The 22,105-nt window shown below is 44.8% G+C and carries 18 protein-coding genes and 1 tRNA gene; 8 read left to right on the top strand and 11 right to left on the bottom strand.

Annotated features, from left to right (window positions below):
- Nucleotides 1-82 precede the first annotated feature (82 nt).
- The 8 genes from F3J22_RS03365 to F3J22_RS03330 all read right to left on the bottom strand — a co-directional run bounded on the left by F3J22_RS03365 (nt 83) and on the right by F3J22_RS03330 (nt 6,185).
- Nucleotides 83-343: a helix-turn-helix domain-containing protein gene (locus F3J22_RS03365; RefSeq protein WP_167014285.1), complete on the bottom strand. Its 261-nt coding sequence runs from the start codon at nt 341-343 to the stop codon at nt 83-85.
- A 782-nt stretch (nt 344-1,125) separates the two neighbouring features.
- Nucleotides 1,126-2,292, bottom strand: coding sequence for a relaxase/mobilization nuclease domain-containing protein (locus tag F3J22_RS03360; RefSeq protein ID WP_167014283.1), 1,167 nt, complete (start codon nt 2,290-2,292; stop codon nt 1,126-1,128).
- Entirely contained in the window at nt 2,273-2,623 is a 351-nt protein-coding gene (locus F3J22_RS30790; RefSeq protein WP_167014281.1) for a plasmid mobilization relaxosome protein MobC, read from the bottom strand. Before F3J22_RS30790 ends, F3J22_RS03360 begins: the two co-directional genes overlap by 20 nt.
- A 73-nt stretch (nt 2,624-2,696) precedes the next feature.
- A complete protein-coding gene (locus F3J22_RS03350) occupies nt 2,697-3,596 on the bottom strand; it encodes a toprim domain-containing protein (protein ID WP_167014279.1) in 900 nt (299 codons plus the stop codon).
- Nucleotides 3,597-3,607: 11 nt separating this feature from the next.
- Entirely contained in the window at nt 3,608-3,940 is a 333-nt protein-coding gene (locus tag F3J22_RS03345) for a helix-turn-helix domain-containing protein (protein ID WP_167014277.1), read from the bottom strand.
- A 112-nt stretch (nt 3,941-4,052) separates the two neighbouring features.
- Nucleotides 4,053-4,970 (bottom strand): hypothetical protein, encoded by a 918-nt coding sequence (locus F3J22_RS03340; protein ID WP_167014275.1) that lies wholly within the window; start codon nt 4,968-4,970, stop codon nt 4,053-4,055.
- A gap of 83 nt (nt 4,971-5,053) precedes the next feature.
- Nucleotides 5,054-5,542: a hypothetical protein gene (locus F3J22_RS03335; RefSeq protein WP_167014273.1), complete on the bottom strand. Its 489-nt coding sequence runs from the start codon at nt 5,540-5,542 to the stop codon at nt 5,054-5,056.
- 569 nt (nt 5,543-6,111) lie between these two features.
- A tRNA-Ile gene (locus F3J22_RS03330) sits at nt 6,112-6,185 on the bottom strand.
- Between the two features lie 148 nt (nt 6,186-6,333).
- Here F3J22_RS03330 and F3J22_RS03325 point away from each other — a divergent pair.
- Nucleotides 6,334-6,960 (top strand): HAD family phosphatase, encoded by a 627-nt coding sequence (locus tag F3J22_RS03325; RefSeq protein ID WP_167014271.1) that lies wholly within the window; start codon nt 6,334-6,336, stop codon nt 6,958-6,960.
- A 34-nt stretch (nt 6,961-6,994) separates the two neighbouring features.
- Here F3J22_RS03325 and F3J22_RS03320 read toward each other — a convergent pair whose 3' ends face one another.
- Together F3J22_RS03320 and F3J22_RS03315 are read right to left on the bottom strand one after the other, a co-directional pair.
- A complete protein-coding gene (locus F3J22_RS03320; protein WP_167014269.1) occupies nt 6,995-7,252 on the bottom strand; it encodes a DUF4834 family protein in 258 nt (85 codons plus the stop codon).
- A gap of 65 nt (nt 7,253-7,317) precedes the next feature.
- Nucleotides 7,318-7,668 (bottom strand): TM2 domain-containing protein, encoded by a 351-nt coding sequence (locus tag F3J22_RS03315; protein ID WP_167014267.1) that lies wholly within the window; start codon nt 7,666-7,668, stop codon nt 7,318-7,320.
- 286 nt (nt 7,669-7,954) lie between these two features.
- Here F3J22_RS03315 and rimP point away from each other — a divergent pair, with 286 nt between their 5' ends.
- The 6 genes from rimP to F3J22_RS03285 all read left to right on the top strand — a co-directional run bounded on the left by rimP (nt 7,955) and on the right by F3J22_RS03285 (nt 17,801).
- Nucleotides 7,955-8,419, top strand: coding sequence for a ribosome maturation factor RimP (rimP, locus tag F3J22_RS03310; RefSeq protein ID WP_240154994.1), 465 nt, complete (start codon nt 7,955-7,957; stop codon nt 8,417-8,419).
- Nucleotides 8,420-8,435: 16 nt separating this feature from the next.
- Entirely contained in the window at nt 8,436-9,683 is a 1,248-nt protein-coding gene (gene nusA / locus F3J22_RS03305) for a transcription termination factor NusA (protein WP_167014263.1), read from the top strand.
- Nucleotides 9,684-9,774: 91 nt separating this feature from the next.
- Nucleotides 9,775-13,488, top strand: a complete 3,714-nt coding sequence (gene infB, locus F3J22_RS03300) for a translation initiation factor IF-2 (protein WP_240154993.1) — start codon at nt 9,775-9,777, stop codon at nt 13,486-13,488.
- Between the two features lie 170 nt (nt 13,489-13,658).
- A complete protein-coding gene (locus F3J22_RS03295; RefSeq protein WP_167014261.1) occupies nt 13,659-15,041 on the top strand; it encodes a peptidylprolyl isomerase in 1,383 nt (460 codons plus the stop codon).
- Between the two features lie 257 nt (nt 15,042-15,298).
- Nucleotides 15,299-17,026, top strand: a complete 1,728-nt coding sequence (locus F3J22_RS03290) for an amidophosphoribosyltransferase (RefSeq protein WP_240154992.1) — start codon at nt 15,299-15,301, stop codon at nt 17,024-17,026.
- A gap of 280 nt (nt 17,027-17,306) precedes the next feature.
- Complete coding sequence (locus tag F3J22_RS03285) at nt 17,307-17,801, top strand: histidine phosphatase family protein (RefSeq protein ID WP_167014257.1); 495 nt, start codon at nt 17,307-17,309, stop codon at nt 17,799-17,801.
- 83 nt (nt 17,802-17,884) lie between these two features.
- On the opposite strand, the gene proC is transcribed toward F3J22_RS03285, so the two are convergent.
- Nucleotides 17,885-18,682: a pyrroline-5-carboxylate reductase gene (gene proC / locus F3J22_RS03280; RefSeq protein WP_167014254.1), complete on the bottom strand. Its 798-nt coding sequence runs from the start codon at nt 18,680-18,682 to the stop codon at nt 17,885-17,887.
- Nucleotides 18,683-18,770: 88 nt separating this feature from the next.
- On the opposite strand from proC, the gene F3J22_RS03275 reads away from it, so the two are divergent.
- On the top strand, nt 18,771-22,088 hold the full coding sequence (locus F3J22_RS03275) for an AAA domain-containing protein (RefSeq protein ID WP_167014252.1): 3,318 nt from the start codon (nt 18,771-18,773) through the stop codon (nt 22,086-22,088).
- Nucleotides 22,089-22,105 lie beyond the last annotated feature (17 nt).

Here is a 22,105-nt window from a genome sequence, read left to right as displayed (position 1 = left end):
GATCAGGGTATAGGGTCGAAATTTGGACAACTAAATATATTCAAAATATCTGATAATTAAATGTTTCTTATTTATCTCATCTTTAATCAAACCCTTCCCCAAAAAACTCCTCCATCGTCATTCCAAACGCACTCACCACCTTCACCAGGCTACTAAACCGCAAGTCTTTTCCTTGCTCATAGCGGCCATACTGCGCTCTGGGGATATTATTTTCATACGCGAAAACTTCATAGTTTTTGTATCCTGCTTTGATGCGGAGATCTTTGATCCGGGCTCCCAACTTTACTAGCTGCTCATCAGGGTCAAGCTGGACTTTCTTGGAGTTTTCTTTTTTGCTATCCATATACTAAAATAAATGAATAGTTTACAAATGAGTAACCCTTTATATGTTACTACTAAAAAGAAACTACTTTTATTTTACTACTAATAAGTAGCTTTAATTGAAATTTTGCTTAATTTGCTAACAAACAGCATTGTTATGAAACTGCTATCAGGTTAGACAAACGCAAATTCTTATTTTAGTGATCTAAAGATATTTCAAGCTTCTTGCTTTAGATCTCGTCCTGGAAAACTGGTAATTTGAAAGGCGACGAGGGATACAAGGTGAGTAGCCCATGCTATGGCGCATGGGCTCACTTAGTCGTCGCCAGGTATACCAGTACCTCCAGAACACTTTGTTGGGCCCTGCGCTATTTTTATGCCCACCCAACACGCTCCCAAGTTACTTATAGTCAGGAATTGAACGGCAAAGGATGCCGTACTGGAAATTCTTTTGCCATATGGACATTAACCCTCAAAATCCGCTAACTATTAAATCATCTTACTCATGGACAAAGCACAGAATGTACTATCAGAATTTCACAAACACTTTACAAATATGCCGCTCGATTTTCGGGAAAAGGTTTGTGCAGAATGCGGCTGGAGTGTTCCCACATTCTATCGGAAAATGCGGCTCCGGCCAGTTGTTCATCCCGATGGTAGCACAGCACCCATTATCAGCAATGCAGAAAGGGAGGGCATCATAAGAGTGATAAAGGAAACAGTCACCCGAACACACAACAAAATTCCTAAGTAGCACTCATAAATGGAAAACGGCAATTGCTCAATGCAATTGCCGTTTCTTTGTCACCGCCGGATTTTCCGTTTTTTCTTTTTCTTTTTAAACTCATTTAATGCAGCCAGATTTTCATGAGTATAACTATCAACAGGGCTGAGCAACTCCCGGATAATACCGCCAACCAGAACTCCCGTCTCCTTTGTATTTTCAAATATTTCAGTGTTCCGTCGTGAAGGCTCTTCACTAATTGCGTTAGTTCGTTCAACTCTCTTTGCAGACGGACGCAGTCGGCCTGTATTGTTCGAAACTCCTGTGAAGTCCTTTCCAGATGCGCTCTGTGTAATCGCTGTTGCTCGTTTAAGCTCGTTTGATGCCATTGTTTGATTGACTGCACCATCTCTAACAGTTTGTTGTAATCCAATATCTGATAGGATGGATCTTGTCCTAAGGTTTGCTTCGCATATTGTTGTATGATCTCTTTCTTGTTCATAGTTTAATGATCCTTTTAGCTGTGTCCACTTAAAACCATTTCCCAGCGCCGATCCCTTAAAAATCAATCCTTCAAAACCGTAGCTGATACCACTTACAAAACCTGTCTGCGCCTGATTAAAAAGGACATTCACACCTCTAACCTCTAGCGACTGTATAAATTCAGCAACTGAACGACTCTGCTTTTGAGCATTATTTACGATTGTCTGAAGTTTGATTTTTACCGACAGTTCGTCGGTACGTTTCATCATCTCCATTTCATTCTTTGTCAAAGCACGTTCCACGGCCTGCTTACTGGATACAACAGGAGTAAGGTTATATTTCTTTTCAATGGCCCTGATCACTTTTTCGCTCCTGGCATAATCCTGACTATCTGTAACTACTTCACCATCGAATCCGATTCTATTTACCAAGATATGAATATGTGGATGATCTGCATCACGATGCCGGAAAACCATGAATTGATGCTGATTAAAGCCCATCTCTGATAAATACTCTTTAGCGATAACCCTCATCTGCTCATTTGATAAATTCTCATTAGGTGGAAAATTTAGAGAAGTATGATAAAAGTATTTCTGAAGATTTGGACGCAAAGCCTTTATCATAGCGACTTCCTTCATGATTGTATTTTCCTGCCTGCTGGAGAAGTTGGTATCCAATACCTCAGCAACTCCTTTTTCTACTTTAGCAAGATTATAGCGTAATGCCCCTCTAAATCCTTTCCCTTTAACCTGATCGCCTGTCATTTACTAATAGTTTTATTGCTTGGTTAACTGTCTTTGATACCTGAATAAGAATAGATAGATATTCACCAGGTAACTCATTTCTATTAATCCGGTGGGTGGCCTGATTCAGATTTACACCGATCCTATGCAGTTCTCTGTATAGGTCAATTTCGATAGGAGAGTGTTTTACAGGTGGGAATCTACCGGCAAATAATTTCTGCCGGATAAGGTTGGCAGGCGTAATCCCTACCGATTTCGCCAGCTCGTTGACACGCTGATTCTCACATGAAGTCAGTCGTATATTCACCTGGACGACTCGTTTTTCACTTTCATTTTTCCTCGGTCTTGCCATAATTTCAGATATTAGAACGAAGTGACTACCAATTTTCCAAGCCGTTGAAGCGTAGCGGAAACATGGCTTGCTCCTAACGTCGCAGCCCACGCCGGACGCTATTCATTACCTTCTGAATAGGCTTATTCCTGTTAATCCACCAGTCATTAATGTCTTTGTGCCCTTGATAGAGAGAGGAGCAATCTGAGAATCTATCGCTCGTTTTGAACGTGTTGGTTGCTCGCTTTCCTGCTGTGTCATTATCCAGATACAAGGCGATTTTGGGGTACTTCTCTGTGAGGTCCATCGCTTTTCCCAGCAGAGCAAGAGAGTTCAGGATCAGGAAATCATCACCGGTTACTCCCAGAACTTTCTGACACGCCAGGTAGGAGAGAAAGCTGAAAAATCCTTCAAAGATATTTAGCCGTTGTCCTGTGCCGGCTATTAAAGTCACGTCCTTAGGCGCACAACAGCCTTTAAAATCCGCGTTTCTCAGCTCATAGCCGCCAGCCTCATTCTTGAAACCAAGGGCTCTATATTGGCGGTTATGTAGGGAAAAGTCTACTTCCTTACAATACGATTCGGCTATTGAATGTGGTATCGCCCTGGTGTTCAGATATGCTAACAAATGCTGGTCAGTGATGGGTCTTACTGCAAGAATAGAAACTGCGCCCTCATCGGGATTTTTCTTTTCACCAGCAATTCGCGGTTGAAAAGAAAAAGTAGGGGAGGGAAGGTTTTCCCATTTTTTGAGCAGATCACTAACTGAACAGCTGTTATACAGGCAACCAAAATCGATCAGATCACCACCCTGACCAATACCGTGATCATACCAGACATTCAAACGCCTATTTACTTTAAAGGATGGCGTTTTCTCTACTCTGAGCGGAGATAAGTACCAGTAGTCATCCCGAATTACCTTACTGGGTTCATAACCCAATCTGGATAAAAGGTCAACTAAATCCCATTGCTTCAAATCTTTTACACGTTGCATCTTCGTAGGATTTAGCGTTTTGCAAATCGGCGTCTCATATTGATCACCGGATTCTCATCTGTACTAACCTTGAATTCATCCACCCATGCCATCAAAGCAGAATGCTTCACCACATAGCCTTTACCAACCTTAATTGCCGGCAATGACTTTTGATGAATGTAATAACGGACGGTACCTACCGGCTTACGCAGTACGTTTGCAGCTTCAGCCAGGTTCAACAACCTGTCAGGATCTTCCGGCTGAATCACAATAGGTTTCTTGTTGTTTTCCCGCAAGCCATTTACGCATGCTTGCAATACGTCGATCTTAGAAATAATTAGATCGAATGGATTAATAATTGTCATAGTGCATTTGATTTATTTGTTATCAAATGCGTGCAATTTCTTGAGAAATGGAGGCGATATCAGGCGGATTGGGGGAGGGATTTGGGCAATTGGGGAAAGATGAAAATCGGCATTACAATTTATTAATTTTCAATTGTTTAAGCATTTCAATATGCTTTAAATAACTATTGTCTTGCCTGAATTCTGACATGAAAGTGCTGAATTTTGCTATGTTATTTCCAGTATGTTTAAAATATGCCAGGAAGATTTCCTCTAAAGAGTAAGCAGGGTCAAAATAATTGAGCTGGTAGAAATGATCTATAACAGCGGCGACACAGCCATTGAAGCCATATGGATTACGGTTATCCCTCGACTTACGTATTGATCGAAAGATTTCAAACTTACAGCCAGATGCTTTTACCTTTTCATCGATATAATTGAGGGTTTCAAGATGGCTGCCATTAATAGGAACTAACATACTCAAAAAAGTAGGCGTGGTTTCAACAGGCACCGCCATGACTGCCTGTTCAACCGGCGAGCGGTTCATAAAGGCAGCAAGAGCTGATCTTATGGCTGCCCTATTCTCCTGATCCCGGCAATACATCAGTTCAAACTTTCCAGAATTCTTCAGAGAGGCATTTTTCACAAAGCACCATTGCAGTTCCTCATCCGGGTTAATATGGCTGGCCTCACTGTACGGAATCGGGAATCGGGTTAGTAGCTCATTGCATTGGGGTATTAACGCATCTGGTATCAGTGGCAACAGCCGAATTAAGTTCTCCCTGAAACTGTCGTTAAAAGTCCAGAACACGTATTTGCTGATATCCTCCAGGTGGTTCGTGTTCCAGAAATTATCGGTAGTTATTGTGTAGTGTGTGCTTAATAAGGTTATACAGTTACCGGTGCGGATAATCTGATTTGCGTAAAGGTCATACCAGCCTATCAGGAAGTGAAACTTATTTGATGTTTTCCCCTCTACAGGAACTTCGTTGAGGTAATAATGATTGGACAATAACTTTGTTGGAAAACTTACTTCAACTCGATTCATCATACTTTTAGTTTTTCTGAAATGAATGAAATACTATTTACCTCCCAATGCTATTAAAATCTTAATACCTCCCCTAAAGGGAGTACTTATAAATATGAAGGTAGTATCCAAACAAATGTATCAATATCAAGTGAGCGTATTTTCTTTCCTACCCTGTATTTTACTCTTGCTTTATTGTTATTCATATCGGTAGGCTTTTCTCCATCATAATCAATAACGCTAATTAAAATTTTTAGATTTATCGCACTATTAGGCAGAATCAAATGAACGGGTTTGGTTTTAACTACTTCGTCATTAATTCTCTCGATTCGTAGAGAGCGGCTTCCATTTACCTCAATTACACGGTCAATTAGAAAAGTTTTTGGAATATTAGATCCGTTGAAAATATACAAATCGAGAATACCAGTCAAATTATCTATAAAATCTGGATTTTGAGTATCAACAAATCCTAATTTATTAGACGCATCTACATATAATTTCTCTTTCTTACTGAGTAATTCCTTAATCGTTGGTAAGACAAACCCTAATGAAACTCCAGCAAGAGTTCCTAATATCCCTAATAACGCAGTATTCATTTTATGGTTTTAAGTAAACAATACCTTATATGAAGGCTAATTTTAGTCCGAAAGGGATGTTAATATTAATATTCCTTAAGTTAGTTTTCTTAGTTTTAAATACTAAAGGAACTCGGTATGGGTAATACCTTGAGCTTTACTTAATTTCTTTTCTTGATTCTTAATATAGCGGAGTGATATTTTTTGTTTGCTCATAACTAAATAATTTTTCTCAAAGAAAACCGTCGCCCACCAACCATTCTTCTGTAATGAGAAAAAATCTATGTATGCTTTTGGGTACAGCACTCAAAAGAGCTTCGCAGCGGTGGGTGGCACACTTCTGTCAGTGCTAGCATAAAAATATAACTTAAAAAATCAATGCGACTTAAATATTTTCGGCTTGATTAATCAAAGATGGGTTTTCAAAATTGCTCCACATAGACAGAAGGGTAAGAATGAAAATGATCTTGACAAGTGTCATTTTTTCGTAAAACCAATATCAGCCTCCATTCTCCAAAACATGTATCAAAACATGTATCAAACGAAAAAAGGCTTTCAGCGCCAATACGCTAAAAGCCTTTACCATTATGTGCTCCCAACAGGGCATGATCCTGTGACCCCCTGATTATGAGTCAGGTGCTCTAACCAACTGAGCTATAGGAGCTGTTCCTGAGAACGAAGGTTTCCCCTCTTTCGAGGGACGGCAAAATTAATTATTTTCTTCAATTAACCTAAAAAATATTTTTTCTATATAACTGCCACGTATATACTCTAGAAAAAAGCCTGTTATTTTGTGGTCAAATAAAGACTATATGCAGGGAATTAAAAATATCATTTTTGATCTGGGAGGAGTGATCCTGAACCTGGATTACAAAAAGACGAACGACGCTTTTACAGCCCTTGGTGTAGAGAATTTTCATGAGCTATACGGCCAGTTCAAGGGCTCCGACCTTTTCAACGGACTCGAAACGGGGCACGTCAGCACAGCGGAATTTCTGGCTACCATGCATAAATACCTTCCCGAAAATATCACGGACGCACAGATTATTGATGCCTGGAATGCCATGTTACTCGATTTCCCGGTAGCAAGACTCCAATTACTACAACAGCTACGCCAGCAGTATAATCTTTTCCTGTTAAGTAATACCAATGCTATCCACCTGGATGCATTCAATAAAATTCTGATGGAATCAAGGGGCATTCCTTCGCTGGGAGCATTCTTTGATAAAACTTATTATTCTCATTTAATGGGTTGCCGTAAACCTGACAGAGAAAGTTATGAGATGGTCCTGGAGGAAAACGGACTCATAGCAGGGGAGACAGTTTTTATTGATGATACCCTGCCAAACATTGATGGCGCTAAAGCAATCGGACTGCAAACCATTCATCTGCAGGCGCCCAAAACAATACTTGAAATATTCAAACCTTTATCTGCATAAAAAAAGTCTCTACAAGGTAGAGACTTTTTCTTTACTATTTAATTTCTTCAAAATCAATATATTCACCCCGATCCGTAGATTTCGGCGGCTGTGTTCCTTTAGCTTGCGTCGTTTGTTCAGGATGCTCCTGGTAAGCCTGCTGGCTCTCGTACTGCTGGCGCATTGCGTCCTGCATTCCATTCATCTGCTGGCGTAACTGCCTGGTCGCTTTGTATACGGGTATTACAAATCCGAATACAATCTTATACAGCAGATAGAGTACAAAAAATAGAAATAAATACTTTAACACCATACACCAAAGGTAGCGGAATATCAGTTTCCAGCCGGAAAAAGATGGGGTATTTAAGTTTTCTTTAACTATAAGTCAATCATTTGCGAACACTTAACTGCTTCGCGTTTATTAAAGTCCCAGGCGATTCTTTTATAATTAATCGCATCTATCAGCGTACCTAAAAAGAAAATACCGCAGGTAAAAAAATATATAATCCCTAAACCAATCCTGTCAGTTACAAATCTGTGCACCCCCGCAAACCCGACCAAACCTAACAAAGTGAATATCAATATCGACTGCGGATCCCTTCTTTTGCTTTGATATAACATTAAAAACTTATCTTTTTTTTCCTGGGTATATGCGCTGGTTAACTGATCTAACCAGATTTTCTCCTCCGGCTCAATACCGGGTAACATATTGTATGAAAAGTTATTCATATAAAAAATAATTATAAATCGATAATGGCAACAACTGCACGTTCTATATCTCCTATATAAAAAGACACCAATAGGTAGTATTACGTTGCATGAGATGATTAAATTTGTTTCGAAGATCCTGGCAGCGGGGCAAACATTATACAAATCGAATATACGATAATAAAATGGAGAAAATTATTGGTTTTAAGAGAGAAAAACTTTTAGAATCGAAATAAAATCCTAATTTTGCGTAGGAAAAATGATTCAAACGAAGGGGACGAGATATCGGCCCCTTCGCGCTTTTTGTATGGCAAACGAACACGTGATAACAGCAATCCGGGAACTGGCAGAGGGTCTGCTGGCCAATGATCCCGATAATTTTCTGGTAGATATCAGAATAAAGCCCACAAACAATATTAAGCTCTTTTTAGACGGAGATAAAGGCGTACCTGTTGAAAAATTAGTATCTTTCAACCGTGCGTTATATGCCCTGCTGGAGGAAGCAGCCCTGTTTCCTGACAATGACTTCTCGCTGGAGGTTTCTTCTCCCGGACTGGATGAGCCATTGAAACTGCACAGACAGTATCTCAAAAATATTGGTCGTAAAGTGGAGGTTACCTTCCCGGATGGAAGTGCTAAAGAAGGCACCCTGATGGCGGTATCCGACAGCAACTTTACCATTGAAGAGCAGATCGGCAAGAAAAAAGAGAAAAAAACTACTGAAATAAATTTCGATGAAATCAAGCATACGAAAGTGTGCATTGTGTTTTAAAATATAATAGATAAACATGGCTAGTATTAACCTGATTGAGTCATTCTCTGAGTTCAAGGAGGCGGAAAACATTGACCGTCCTACGTTGATGAAGGTTCTGGAAGATGTGTTCAAAACGCTGCTGAGAAAAAAGTATGGCTCTGATGAGAACTTTGACGTCATTGTAAATACAGAAAAAGGAGACCTTGAAATATTACGTCGTCGTCTGGTAGTTGAAGATGGTGAAGTGGAAGACGACAATGCACAAATCGCTTATTCTGAGGCTATTAGCATCGAAAAAGATCTGGAAATCGGAGAAGACCTCTACGAAGAAGTAGATATCATGGACTTCGGACGCCGCGCAATCCTCGCAGCAAAACAAACGCTGTCTGCACGCATCGGAGACCTCAAAAAGAACATTCTCGTAAAGAAATATGCTGATAAAGCCGGTGAAATTGTAACCGGTGAAGTTTACCAGGTTTGGAAAAAAGAAGTTTTATTGCTTGATGATGAAGGGAATGAATTAATTTTGCCAAAAGCCGAACAAATCCCCACTGATTATTTCAAAAAAGGGGAAAACGTTAGAGCGGTGGTGAAAAAGGTGGAAATGAAGAATAATGCCCCACTCATCATTCTTTCCCGTACACACCCATCCTTCCTGGCTAAATTATTGGAAATTGAAGTTCCTGAGATCTTTGACGGCCTGATCGTTATCAAGAAAATCGTTCGTGAACCAGGAGAAAGAGCCAAAGTGGCTGTTGAATCCTATGACGACCGTATCGACCCTGTAGGTGCCTGCGTGGGTATGAAAGGTAGCCGTATCCACGGTATCGTTCGCGAACTCAGAAACGAAAATATTGATATCATTAACTTTACCGCCAACATCCAGCTCCTGATACAACGCTCGTTAACACCTGCAAGAATCAGCCGGATGGAAGTGGATAACGAAAATAAATACGCCTCCGTTTACCTCAACCCTGACCAGGTTTCCCTGGCCATCGGTAAAAAAGGCGTAAATATTAAACTCGCCTGCGAACTGACCGGATACGAAATCGACGTATTCCGCGACGAACAACAGGAACAATCCGAGTTTGATATCGATCTCGAAGAATTCTCTGACGAAATCGAAGAATGGATCATAGATGAATTGAAGCGAATAGGTTGTGACACTGCCCGCAGCGTATTAGAGCTGACTACAGAAGAACTGGTACGCCGTTCTGATCTGGAAGAAGAGACAGTGCAGGATATTAGAAGAATATTGCAAGAAGAGTTTGACAAAGAATAAAGCCCAGCCAGAACCCTTCCCAGGTAAAGGGCTTATTAGAAGGGGAATTGGATTTTTCGAGTTATTGTTTAAACGTAAAAAAACAACCCGTTTGGAAGAAACGGGAAACAGGGGAGGCCCGAACTACGATATGCCTGAAACAACAAACAACACACCACGATTGCTGGCCGCAGCCAAAGAGTTTAATATTGGTAAAGAAACGCTTATAGACTATCTTTCCAATAAAGGCTTCGACATGGGTGGCTTTGGTTCGCCAAATGCCCGCCTCACGGCTGTCATGTACCAAGCGCTGCAGTCGGAGTTCCAACAGGACAAGGCTAATAAGCGCAAAAGCGACCAGATAGCCCTGCCCAAAGGAAGCGTGTTAGATACGAAGAAGAAAGAAAAAGAGGAAGCGGAGGCTGCGGCGAAAAAGAACACTAGCAAAGACAAAGAAGAGGCAGCTCCAGCTCAGGAAGCTCCTAAAACGGAACCTAAACCTGAACCTGTTAAGGAAACCCCTAAACAGGAACCTCAGGCACAAGCTCCATCTACTCCTCCGGTAAAGGAACCAGCAGCTCCCGTTACACCACCTCCCCCGGTGGCGGAATCTCCTAAACCACAGGCACCGCCTGCCGAACCGGATGTAGTGAAAACTGAAGCACCTAAAATTAACGGGCCTCGCGTCATCACGACCATCGATCTCGATGCCATTAATAAAGGTGCTGCCAAAAAACCTGCTCCTGCACCAGCTGCTCAAAAAGAACAGCCTAAACAGGAACCAACAGCAAAACCTGCAGAAACGCCGGCACCTCAGCCTAAAGCAGAAACTCCTGCTCCACAGCCAACGCCAGCGCCTACTCCAGCACCTGTTGCCGAGAAAAAACCAGAACCAGCACCTGCTGCACCGGTAACTCCACCGCCAGCTCCTGCCAGTCCTGAAAAAACACCGGCACCAGCACCTGCTCCTGCAGCCGTTACTGAGCCTAAAACAGAAAAAGCACCTGCTGCTGAAAAAGCACCTGCAGCCAAACCTGCCCCGGCTCCTGTTGAGAATGTAGCGAAAACAGACAAAACCGATACGACAGTTAAAACGGAAAAAGCCGCACCGGTTGAAGATAAACCTGTAGTTAATAAAGTGGAAGAAGTATTACAAGAGGCTAAACCGGCTGCAGCAATCAAAGAACCGGCGATTCCAGTTAAACTTCCTGTTAAGGAAGAAACGAAAAACAACGATAACAATACCCAGGCTCCTGCGGCTAACACCGAACAGGCCGGAAACGTTATCGAAAATATTCAGGCTGAAAAATTGACCGGTCCTAAAGTTATCGGCAAAATCGAACTGCCGGTACAATCCGACAGAAGAGATAATAATAAATCTAACTTCAATAAGGACCGCGACGAAAAACGTAAACGTAAACGTATCATCGTCGAGAAAAAACCTGAACCAATCCAGCCACGTGACTTCAAAGACGGCGAACGCAAAGAAGGCGACCGCCCACGTCATGATAATCAAGGTGGTGGACACGGCAACCATGGCAACCGCGATAACCAACACGGAAACCGCGATAACCGCGGCGGACAAGGTCAGGGTCAGCATGGTGGCGGTCAGCACGGTCAAAACAGACAAGGTGGTGGACAACACGGTGGTCAGAACAGACCTGGTGGCGGACAACACGGCGATAATCGCAACCAAAACCGTAACCAGCAAGGCGGCGGTCAAGGTGGTGGTAATCGTCCCGGCGGCGGACAACACGGTCAGAACAGACCTGGTGGCCAGCAAGGCGGCGGATTCAATCGCCAGGGCGGCGGTGGCTACGGTCAGAACAGACAAGGTGGCAACTTTAATCGCCCAGGTCAGGGTGGTGGCTATAACAGACACGGTGCCAATAACCGCGATGATAAACGCACCCCTGAAGAAAAAGAAATCGACAAAAACGAGATCCAGAATAAGATCAAGGAGACAATGGCCAAACTCTCCGGCAATACCCGCGGTAAAGGCGTAAAAGCCAAACACCGTCGCGAAAAACGCGAAGAGAGAGCCAACGAAAGAGCTAACCAGCACGGCCAGGATAATAAACTCCAGGTAACTGAATTCATCTCCGTTAGCGAACTCGCTAACCTGATGGATGTTAGCTTCGCCGAAGTTATCTCCAAATGTATGGGCCTCGGTATCATGGTGTCCATCAACCAACGCCTCGACGCCGAAGTAATCGAACTCGTATCCGGCGAATTTGGATATGAAGTTGAATTTATCGGTCTCGACGCCGTTGAAGATGCAGAAGAAGTAGAAGAAGTAGATGCTCCGGAAGACCTGGAACCACGTGCACCAATCGTTACGATCATGGGTCACGTAGACCACGGTAAAACGTCCCTGCTCGACTATATCCGTAATGCTAACGTAGTAGCAGGTGAAGCCGGCGGTATTACCCAGCACATCGGTGCTTACCAGGTAACTACCAGCGGTGGTAAAAAAATCACCTTCCTCGATACCCCTGGTCACGAAGCGTTTACCGCGATGCGTGCCCGTGGTGCGAAAGCTGCTGATATCGCTGTAATCGTAATCGCTGCTGATGATGCCATCATGCCGCAAACTCGTGAAGCAATATCCCACTCTCAGGCTGCCGGACTCCCAATGGTATTCGCTATCAACAAAGTGGATAAAGAAGGATCCAACCCTGAGAAAATTAAAGAACAACTCGCTGGTATGAACCTCCTCGTTGAAGACTGGGGTGGTAAATATCAAAGCCAGGAAATATCTGCCAAGAGCGGTCTGAACATCGACCTCCTCCTGGAAAAATTACTGCTGGAAGCTGAACTCCTCGAACTGAAAGCAAATCCAAATCGCGAAGGTTCCGGTTCTATCGTGGAAGCATCCCTGGATAAAGGCCGCGGTTACGTTGCCTCCCTCCTGGTACAAAATGGTACCCTCCGTCAGGGCGATACCATCGTATCCGGTTCCTTCTACGGTAAAATCAAAGCCATGTTCAACGAACGTGGTCAGAAAATGGATGAAGCAGGTCCTTCCATGCCAGTACAGGTGCTCGGCCTGAACGGTGCGCCGCAGGCAGGTGAGAAATTCAAAATGTACGAAAACGAATCTGAAGCAAAAGAAGTGGCTAACCGCCGCGCCCAGATCGTTCGCGAACAAGGTATCCGTACCAAGAAACATATCACCCTCGACGAAATCGGTCGCCGTCTGGCACTCGGTAACTTTAAACAGCTCAACCTCATCCTCAAAGCTGACTTTGACGGATCCGTGGAAGCGCTGTCCGACTCCCTGCAGAAACTCTCTACTGAAGAGATCGTGGTTAGTATCGTTCACAAGGCCGTGGGTCAGATCACCGAATCCGACGTACTCCTTGCTACCGCCTCCGACGCGATCATCCTCGGATTCCAGGTGCGTCCTTCTTCTCAGGCTGCTAAACTCGCCGAGAAAGAAAACATCGAGATCCGCAACTACTCCATCATCTATGACGCTATCGAAGAAATTAAGAGCGCCATGGAAGGTATGCTGGAACCAAAAATCGAAAAGAAAGTGGTGTGCAACGTCGAAGTACGCGAAACCTACAAATTCGACAAGGTTACAGTGGCTGGTTGCTTCGTACTCGATGGCAAGTTAGCGAGAAACACACGCGTAAACCTCGTTCGCGACGGTATCGTAGTTCATACCGGAGACCTCGGCTCCCTGAAACGTTATAAAGAAGACGTGAAAGAAGTTGCCGCCAATATGGAATGCGGTCTGAGTCTGCGTAACTATAGCGATATCCGCCCAGGCGATATCGTCGAAGGTTTCGAAGAAGTGGAAGTTAAAAGAACATTATAAGCCTCTGGCTTTTATATCCTTAAAAGCAGCGAAGTATCCCTTCGCTGCTTTTTTTTTCTTATAGAGATATCCGGTATTTTTCCGTACTGATCTAAACTTTTGTTAAATCCGTAGAATTTTAGTGCAGGACTGAATGTTATTTGGTTATTTTTGAACTTTACGATACTAGTATGAAGAAAATTCTGGCTTTATCCGCTATCACCTTAATGCTCGGTCATGCCGCTTCGGCACAGCAAAAACTGATAGCAGACAAGATTGTAGGCATAGTAGGGGATAAGATTATCCTCAAATCCGACATGGACGGTGCCCTCGCTGATCAACAGCGTAATACCGTGGATGGCGTATTGCCCCATGATGCACCCTGCAATACCCTGGAAATGCTGATTTCCCAAAAGGTAATGGTGCTTCAGGCCGAACGCGACTCCTTACCCGTTTCAGATGCCGATATCGAAGGTCAGATGGAAAACCGTATCCGCTATTTCGAACAGCTCTACGGATCCAAAGATAAAATGAAGGAAATCACCGGCTACTCCGTATACCAGCTGCGTGAAAGGTTCCGCACACCTATTAAAGAAGGTCTGCTCGCCCAGGCAATGCGTGGTAAAATCATCGACCAGGTGAAAGTAACCCCTTCTGAAGTAAAAAGATATTTCGACGCAATTCCTAAAGACAGCCTCAAATTCTATGAATCTGAGCTGGAAATCGGTCAGATCGTTATCAGCCCTAAAGCTACCCGCGAAATGGACCAATACGCCATCGACCGCCTGCTCGATTTCAAAAAACGCGTGCTGAATAAAGAATCTGATTTTAGCTCCCTCGCCATCCTTTACTCCGAAGATCCGGGCGTAAAAGAAAACAGAGGTATCTACAACCTGAACCGTAATGATAAAAATACCTGGGACCCAGACTTCCTGGCAGCAGCTTTCCGTCTGAAAGAAGGAGAGATCTCCAGCCCGGTTAAATCCCAGCACGGCTACCATATCATCCAGATGATCAAACGTCAGGGCGATAACGTTACCGTTCAACACATCCTCGTAAGAGCTGCCGTAACAAAATCAGACCTTAGCTCCGCTACTACCAAGCTGGACTCTATCCGCAACCTGATCCTGAACAATAAATTGACCTTCTCTGAAGCGGTAAACGAATTCAGTGATGAGCAATCCGCCAAATTCACCGGTGGTATGCTGCAGTCCAAAACCGGTGAAGGTACCCTGCTCACCATCGACCAGCTGGACGATGAGGCAGACAAAGCCATCGTAATGATGCTGGATACCCTGAAGCCAGGCCAGATCTCCAAACCAACACAGTTTACAGATGAAAACGGCCGCACTTCCGTTCGTATCGTTTATCTGAAGTCACGCAGCCAGCCTCACAGAGAAAACCTGAACGACGACTATTCCCGTATTCAGGCACGTACTCTCCAAATCAAACAGGCGGAGGCTATCAACAAATGGCTGAAGGAAAAGATTCCTACATTCTACGTACACGTAGATCCAGAATATAAAAACTGTACCCATATCAGTCAATGGATGGGGCAGCTAGCCAAGCAATAGGCAGATATTTAACTTTTTTGCAAGAGGGCCGCAGTGTAGTATCACAGCGGCCCTCTTGCCGTTTATACAACTGCCTTACGCTCCCGTGACGGATTTTAACTTTATTTGCCGTAGCTTTGCATCTTCAATTTTCAGGCATGAGTGATGCGATCAAGCATGAATGCGGACTGGCATTTATTAGATTGAGAAAACCGTTCTCTTATTATCAACAGAAATATGGGACCGTTTTTTATGGGCTGAATAAATTATATCTGCTCATGGAAAAGCAGCACAACAGAGGCCAGGATGGCGCTGGTGTTGCAGCTGTAAAATTAGACACTGAACCAGGTGTTCCCTTTATGCACCGCGTACGTAGCGCAGCCCCACAGGCAATTGGCGACGTATTCAGCAAAATCAGGGACGAGATTCAGGAAATCGAAAAGTATCAACCCGAAATCACCAAATATCCGGGTTTGATGAAAGGACACCTCAAATTTCTCGGTGAACTCCTCATGGGACATCTTCGCTATGCTACCCAGGGTAAAAACAACGTAGAACTTTGCCATCCTTTCGTAAGATATAACACCATCCCTGCCCGCAACCTCGCTATGGCAGGCAACTTCAACCTCGTAAACGCTGACGAACTCTTCAAATTCGTAAACGCAAACCCTGGTGAAGTACACAAAAACAGCGACCTCGCTGCCATGCTCGAAGTGGTACACCACTTCATCAGCAAAGAAGATGAAGTACGCCGCAATGGCCTCGACATCAAACACATCCTTCAACAGGCATTCTCCTTATTCGATGGCGGTTACCATGCTGCCGGCCTCATCGGCACCGGCGACGCATTCGTTATCCGCGATCCACACGGTATCCGTCCTTCCTACTACTATATCAACGACGATGTGATCGTAGCTGCCTCCGAAAGAGCCGCAATCCGTACCACTTTCAACGTTGGTGAAAATGAAGTGCTGGAACTGATGCCAGGTAATGCCCTCATCGTTAAACCTAATGGCGAATACGCTATTGAGCAAATCCTCGAACCTAAAGAACGTAAAGCCTGCAGCTTCGAAAGGATCTACTTCTCCAGAGGTAATGATGAAAAAATCTATAAAGAACGTACCGCCCTCGGACGCAATCTCTCCGGCACCGTTCTCAAAGCTATCGACAACGACCTTCGTAATACCATCTTCTCATTTATCCCTAATACCGCTGAAGTTGCCTTCTACGGACTCCTCAAAGGCCTGGAAGACTACCTCAACAAAATTAAAGTGGAAAGAATCCTTTCCTGGGGTAAAGATTTCGACGAAGAGAAACTGAACGAAATGGTGAACCGTCGCATCCGTATCGACAAAATCGCGATCAAGGATGTGAAAATGAGAACCTTCATCACAGAAGATTCCAGCCGTAATGAAATGGTACAGCACGTGTACGATATCACCTACGGTACCGTAAGACCTGGCGTAGACTCACTGGTAGTTATCGACGATTCTATCGTTCGTGGTACCACCCTGAAAGAAAGCATCGTGAAAATGCTCGACCGCCTCGGCCCTAAACGTATCATCATCGTTTCTTCTGCTCCGCAGATCAGGTACCCTGACTGCTATGGTATCGATATGAGTAAAATGGGTGACTTCGTTGCCTTCCAGGCGGCTATCGCACTCCTGAAAGAGCAAGGCAAGGATTACATCCTGCAGGAAGCTTACGGCCTCTGTAAAGAGCTGGAACGTACCAACACCCTGCACGCACAAAACGTGGTGAAAAATGTCTATAAACCATTCACACCACAACAAATCTCTGATAAAATCGCACAGATCCTTACTCCACAAGGTATCAATGCTAAAATCGAAGTTATTTACCAATCCATCGAAAGCTTGCACGAAGCCTGCCCTAACAACCTGGGCGACTGGTACTTCACCGGCGACTACCCAACTCCGGGCGGTAACCGCGTTGTAAACAAAGCTTTCATGAACTTCATGGAAGGTAAAAACGAAAGAGGTTACTAACGGTATACGTTATACGAGAAGTCTTGATAAATTTTGAGAGAGGGCACCATCCGGTGCTCTCTTTTTTTTGCTGGTTTCGTGTTTACCGGACGCCGAAGGCGTCCGGTAAACACGAAGAAGGGCAGCCCCGACGGGGCTGCCCTTCTTCGTGAAAACAATATTGGCAATCTCCGGGGTGTAACAACTTTATTGTCTTTTCCGATGTTAATTTTATTTTAAATGACATCACAACGATTCCTATTCTGTATTTTCGTTATTGTAAACAACAGGTTTTCAGCCCATGAAAACATTGCTACTAATCCGACATGCTAAATCCAGCTGGAACGATCCCGATACGGACGATTTCGACCGGCCACTTAACAAACGGGGAAAACAGAATGCTCCTGAGATGGCAGAACGTCTGAGAGATAAAGGAGTAGTTCCCGAACTGGTGATCTCCAGCCCGGCTAAAAGAGCCCGCACCACCGCCAAATTAATGGCTGATGTATGGCATTACCCCAAACAGGCGATCCTCCTGGAAGAAGAATTGTATTTGTGCTATGCATCCACGTTCCTCAAAGTAATCACCAAAATAGATGATGACTTAAACATCGTGGCCATCTTTGCACACAATCCCGGTATCACAGACTTTGCCAATTACCTGACCGAAGAAATCAGGATAGACAATGTCCCCACTGCCGGCGTATTCGCTATCCAGGCCGATACCGATAACTGGAAGGATTTCGACCGCGCTAAAAAAACTTTCCTCTTTTTCGATTACCCCAGGAAAGATTAACCCGGACAATACAATCCTCTTCCGATATCTCTTCGGAAAAATTTTCAGTTATCCACTATAATTAATGAAATCAGGGGAGATAATTATCCCTTCACTATCTTATTGTAAGATGCGGTTATTCCTTTGATCAGCGATGAACTGAAGCCCTGGTGCTCCATTTCATTCAAACCGGCTATAGTACAGCCTTTAGGAGTAGTTACCTTATCTATTTCTTCCTCGGGGTGACGGTTCTCACGAATCAACAGTTCCGCTGCTCCCTTAACGGTTTGCGCAGCAATCAGACTGGCGGTACGGGCATCAAAACCAATCTCAATACCTCCCTGGATATTGGCACGGATAAAACGCAACGCATAGGCAATACCACATGCACCCAATACAGTAGCGGCATCCATCAGCTTTTCATCAATGCTCACGGCTGCTCCCATATGGTTGAACATGCTGGTAACATAATCTGTCTGCTCTTGTGTTGCATGCTTGAAACACAAACAGGTCATCGATTCCTGAATGGCAATCGCTGTATTCGGCATCGCCCTTACCACGGCCATACCCGGCACAATTCTCTCCAGATCATCTATACTAACACCTGTAACCACGCTGATAAGAATCTGCCTGGAAGGGTCAAATAAACCGCTGAACTCCTGCAATACTTCCCGCACATTATAGGGCTTCAGCGCCACTATAATCACTTCCGACTGGCGAATCGCCACCGCATTATCTTTTTCCACCTGTACACCGGCAGCCTTCAGCTCCCCGAGTGTATCCGTGTTTCTTTTGGTGATAGTAATATCACCCGCCTTTGAAAAACCGCTCTTCAGCAATCCCTGGGCAATGGCCGATCCCAGATTTCCACCACCTATAATGGCTATCTTTTTGCCTGACATAAAAAAAGGTTTACACTATAAATCCTAAGAAAGGTAAAACAAAAGCCTGATTGATGCAAAAAGTACAGCATTGCATTATCTTGCATAAATGCGCGCACCAACCAAAGCAGCAGCGTTTTACGCCAGAATTACCGAAGCCGCCGGCCAGCAGCAGCCGGAAGAAAAAGTAAGGCTCTATAAACTGATACTGGAACACCTTTTCAGGGACCTTACCCGCGAAGAACACCGTTCTTTCGGTAACCTGTTCGCACGCATGCAGTTCTATTTCGATAAAGAAATAGTATCTCCCGATATACAACAACAATTAACCACCCTTCGTATTCTCACCAATCGCGCTACAAAATCCCTCTTCCCGCTGCAACCGGAAGAACATCTGCTCTGTATCAAAGCACTGGCAGAATCTGTAGCCTGGTTTTATGAAGAAGTAGTACCACTAAAGCTCTCCGAACTTTATTACGATACCGGCGACCGTACCCTTTCCCGGAGCCTCCGGCAAAGACCCGCCACCATACCATCGCTGCGGTGCATGATTACCGCAGTAGGGCCACTGGTCACCAATCCCCAGGGAAAATACTCCTGTGTCCTGGAGGTCAGAAATGATGAACAGGGAAACTTCCAGCTCTCCCTCGATGGACTGGATTCAGTTTCAGTCATGTCGCTACATGGCCAGCTGCGGCCCTATGATTCTATTCATGTGCTACACTGCGCCCAGGAAGACCAGGATACGCCAGATGACTCCCTGCCCGATTTTTACACCACCACAGCAGAAAGTCAGCTCGTACTGGAGCCCGACTTACTCATAGACATCAGTGACCTGGCAGAATGCTTCAACCATAAAGGCGTGAACAGACTGCAATACCTGGTCCGCAAACTGGTGCCGCAAAGCTCCAGTCCTGCAGCTTTCCGCGGTAACCTTGTCAACGCACTGCTGGATGAAATGCTGCGTAACAAGGAAATTGACTTCAAAACCTCCTTTAAGGAAACCGTTGCGGATAACGTCCTGCACGCTGCCGCATATGGTCGCGATAAAATAAATGAGATGTTCCGGGAAATCCGGGAGTCGCACTGGGGAAATCTCCACCAGACAGTCAAAGACCTGCAGGATAAACCCATCAGGATAGAGCCGACCTTCTTTTCCGCTATGTACGGACTGCAGGGCCGACTCGATCTCATGGCCGAAGATGATACCGATCCTCACCGTAAAGAAATTTTTGAGTTAAAAAGTGGTCGTTCGCCAGACTTCAACACCTGGAAAAACCACGAAATGCAGGTTATCGGCTATAACCTGTTACTACGTTCTGCCTTCGGCCCACAGCGAAAAGGCAGTTCGGCCATTCTTTATTCAGCAGCCGATTCGCAGCCACTGCGCAACGTCAGCAGTACACATGCCGGCGAAAATGCCCTGCTGCAACTCCGTAATGAGGTGGTGTCCATGCTACTCCGACTGGCTGCCGGCGAATATGATGTGCTTTCAACTATCAACAGCACCAGCGCGGCAGGACTGCCTTCTTTCAGTGCGGAACCTTTTATGGGCTTTGAAAAAGCCTGGCTGGAAGCATCTGAAGTATGTAAATCTTATTATAAAGAATATCTGTCGTTTACCCTACGCGAGTTTCTACAGGCAAAATGCGGGATGTTTTCCGAAGTAAACCGGGAAGATGATGCCGATGGATTTGCGGCACTCTGGCTACAGGACGAAAAAGAGAAGGCTGGCCGCTTCAATATTATTTCCGGCCTGCAATTCCGCGAATTCGATACCAGCAGCAGCGCCGTAACTTTTGATATAGTAGGTGCTGTGAGCCATAATTTCAGGGTAGGGGACACGGCAATTATTTATCCGCGCACCGGCCTGGAACTGGCACCCTTACAGCAACAGCTGCTGAAAGGACGGATAGATGAGCTGGGTAAAGACTTCCTGGTATTCTCTCTGAATAACCGGCAGATGACGCTGGACTTCTTCCGTCAGTACGACGAATGGATCATCGAACACGATATATACGAATCCAACTACTGGACAGCTGCCGCATCGCTCTTTTATATGCTGGCACCGCAGTACAGCTATAAGGCGGAAAAACTGCTGGGCCTCAGGTCTCCCGCTGTTAAAGCGCTTCCTGTTCCGTTGCCAAAAATGTTTAACGACAATCAGGAACAGATAGTTAGGGATGCTATCGAAGCGGAAGATTACTATTTATTACAAGGTCCGCCGGGTACCGGCAAAACCTCTGCCATGCTGACTACGATAGCAGATGAGCTGGTAAAAAGAGGCAATCACGTTATTATAGTTGCTTTTACTAATAAGGCAGTGGAGGAGATTTCTATTAAGTTAGATGCCTGTCAGATACCTTATTTGCGGATGGGCGGCCGCAATACCGACTCCGCACTGCAACTCCGCGATCATTGCCTGAATGGCTCCCTCGAAGCAGCGAAGCAATTCATTACCAGCCACCGGGTATTTGTAGGCACAGTGGCCACCATGGCTACACGACTGGAGTTGTTGCTGATGATGGGGATTCCTGCTGATGTACTTATTGCCGACGAGGCTTCTCAGCTGACAGAGCCTCAGTTGCTTGGTTTACTGATGCCTTTCCGCAAGTTCATCCTGATCGGTGATCAGAACCAGCTTCCGCCGGTGGTGGCACAGGAAAGCTTTTTCTGTAGTACCAAAGGAGAGGCCCTCAAAACGCTGGGCATTCACGATTTACGCTCTTCTATTTTTGAACGGCTGATGCAGCAATGTAAAAGCCAGCAGTGGCGGCGTTCCTGGGGTATGCTGAATACGCATTTCCGTATGCACGACAGTATCGCAGCATTGGTCAATCACTATTATGCAGGGCAGCTTTCTTCCGGAAAGCGGGAGCAGCAGGAGGTTTTCGAACATAACACAGCTGTCGCCGGAAGTTGGGATAAAGTGTTGTCTTTAGGTAGAAAGGTGTTTATTCCCAGTCCGTATGAGCCTACCTCCAAGATGAACAGGACGGAAGCCGCGCGTGTAACGGAACTGTTGAAGCATCTTAAAAACCTTTATGGTGCTGCATTTAATAAAGATACAGTAGGGGTGGTAACACCATGGCGTACACAAATAAGTTTGATCAGGGAGATGATTTCCAATGAGCCGGATTTACAATCTGTCCATATCAATATAGATACCGTGGAGCGTTTTCAGGGTTCTGAGAATGATATTATTATAGTCTCGCTGGCGGTGTACCATGCGGCGCAGGTACAGACGCTGGAGTGTATAGGACAGTTCAGGTGGGAGCAGTCGGATATAGAGGTAGACAGAAAGCTGTTGGTAACGTTGTCGCGTGCACGAAAACAGGTTATTATAATGGGATATGAGCCGGTATTAATGGAAAGCGCCCATTACCGGAAGATGCTGGCAGAGATGGAGCGGGGGAGTATCAACTAAAGGTAACAAAGGCCACA

Origin of the sequence: Chitinophaga sp. Cy-1792, from assembly GCF_011752935.1 — a bacterium.
Lineage (GTDB): Bacteria > Bacteroidota > Bacteroidia > Chitinophagales > Chitinophagaceae > Chitinophaga.
The sequence above is the reverse complement of the archived record's forward strand: the minus strand, read 5'-3'. Positions and strand labels throughout refer to the sequence as shown.